3 protein-coding genes and 1 pseudogene are annotated in these 2,072 nt (G+C 66.9%); all 4 read left to right on the top strand.

The features are described 5' to 3' along the window. Positions 1-575 (top strand): zinc-binding dehydrogenase (locus WBQ44_RS15185; RefSeq protein ID WP_495567503.1); only part of this gene is annotated, 575 nt, incomplete at its 5' end. A gap of 73 nt (positions 576-648) precedes the next feature. Then, entirely contained in the window at positions 649-1,287 is a 639-nt protein-coding gene (locus WBQ44_RS15190) for a methyltransferase domain-containing protein (protein WP_495567504.1), read from the top strand. A gap of 10 nt (positions 1,288-1,297) precedes the next feature. Next, positions 1,298-1,654 carry a VanZ family protein gene (locus tag WBQ44_RS15195; protein ID WP_495567505.1) on the top strand — a complete coding sequence of 119 codons (357 nt, stop codon included), beginning with the start codon at positions 1,298-1,300 and terminating at the stop codon, positions 1,652-1,654. A 5-nt stretch (positions 1,655-1,659) separates the two neighbouring features. Further along, positions 1,660-2,072 (top strand): annotated as a pseudogene (locus tag WBQ44_RS15200) (sugar phosphotransferase); the annotation flags it as partial.

A 2,072-nucleotide genomic window follows, 5' to 3' on the forward strand; every position in this document is an offset into this window, starting at 1 on the left:
ACCCCGGCGCCCTCGACGGCAAGACCGTGCTCGTGGCCGGCGGAGCAGGAGCCGTCGGGCACGCCGCCATCCAGCTCGCCACATGGGCCGGCGCGACCGTGATAACCACCGTCAGCGGACCGGAGAAGGGCGCACTCGCCGACGCCGCAGGCGCCCACCACGTCGTCAACTACAAGACCGGTGACGCCGCGGCCGCGATCCGCGACATCACCCCCGACGGCGTCGACATCATCGTCGAGGTCGCACCCGCCCAGAACGCCGAACTCAACGCCGCCGTCGCAGGCAACCGCGCCTCGATCGCCATGTACGCCAACAACGGCGGCGACTCGTTCGAGCTCGCCATCCGCCCGAACATGATCGTCAACGCGCGATACCAGTTCATCCTGCTCTACACGGTCGGCGACACCGCACTGAAGAACGCCGAAGCCGACGTCACCGCCGCAGCCGCCGCAGGAGTCCTCGAAGTGGGCCAGGACCACGGTCTTCCGCTACACCGCTTCGCGCTCGCCGACACCGCCGCCGCCCACGAAGCCGTGGAAAACGGAATCACGGGCAAAGTGTTGATCGATATCTAAGCGCGTCCGGGACGGCTTTGCCGAATTGGCAAACATTATTGCGCCCAGGGTTCAACGCTGGCAGGCTCGTGGAATGCACACACACGACGGCGCGCCCACCGAACCCACCGAGTTCGATCAGGCGTTCTGGGACAACCTGTACACCGAGAAGCCGATGCGCTGGAGCGGCAATGCCAACCCCGTGCTCGTCGCCGAAGCATCGAAGCTGACGCCGGGTACGGCGTTGGACATCGGGAGCGGCGAGGGCGGCGACGCGTTCTGGCTCGCCGACAACGGTTGGACAACCACCGGTGCCGATATCTCCGAGGTGGCGCTGGAACGTGCGCGCCAGGGGCAGGGTGATCGCGACATCGAGTGGCGCCGCCGCGACCTACTCGAATGGGCACCTCCGGCGGGTCGCTTCGACCTCGTCACGGCGCACTTCTTTCAGCTGCCCCCACACCAGGTCGGGCCCGCGTTCGTCCGCTTCGGCGCCGCGGTGGCTCCCGGCGGGCATCTGCTCGTCGTCGGACACAGCCCGGAGGACGAGCACGCGAAGCAGCACCCGCGCGCGGAGATCCTGTTCGGGGTCCCGTTCGTCACTGCCCTTTTCGACGACGCGGAGTGGACGACGGTGATCGCGGAGGCGCGGCCCCGCAGCGGCAACACCTCGGACGGACGCCCGGACAGCCACGTCGACACCGTCGTCCTGCTGCGAAAGAACGACTCGTAAACTAGGAACGATGCCGCTGCCACTACCGCCGAAGTTCTATCTCCCGCTGGCCCTCTCGGTGGTGGCAGCGTTCGTCGTCCTGTTCACGCCGGCATCGGGCGTTCCCAGCGGATTCCAGCACAGCGACAAAATCGTTCACTTCGCGCTGTTCGCGGCACTGTCGTACACCTCGCGCGTCGCGGCGATCTCGTTCGCGCGTACTGCCCTGTGGACAGGTGTGTTCGCCATAGTCTCCGAGATCGTCCAGGCGTCCCTACCGATCGGCCGCAGCGGCTCGCCGCTGGACGCACTGTTCGACGTCCTCGGTGTCGCTGCGGGCCTGCTGGTCGCCATGCGTTTGGTCCCTGCCCGGTCGGCTATACACTGAAGCTCATGCTCCGGGGGTTCTCGGCTCGCACCAATGCCTCCGGAAGGGTCACCATTACTTCGACGTCTGCTCCCCACGACATCTACCTGGTTCCTCCCGAGCAGGAGACCGTCGACCCGGTGACCGGGGAATCTCCCGAATCGAAGGCACGGCTGACCGACCGCACCGACGTCGTCCCCTTCGCCGGACGCTTCGCGCTGCGCATCACCTCCACCACGCCGCACCAGGCCATGGTCGAAGACCTGCTGTTCGTGCGGGCTGCACTCGACGACGCAGGTATCCGGTATCTGCTCGTCCGCGGCAACGACGAGCGCCCCGTCATCGCCGTGGACCACTCGGCGCGGGCCTCGCTGGAAACCACGTTGGTGGCAGCATGCCTACGTGAGCCCTTCTATGCCAAGACAGTCGACATCAAGCG

This window comes from Rhodococcus sp. (in: high G+C Gram-positive bacteria) (assembly GCF_049591685.1).
Taxonomy (GTDB): domain Bacteria; phylum Actinomycetota; class Actinomycetes; order Mycobacteriales; family Mycobacteriaceae; genus Rhodococcoides.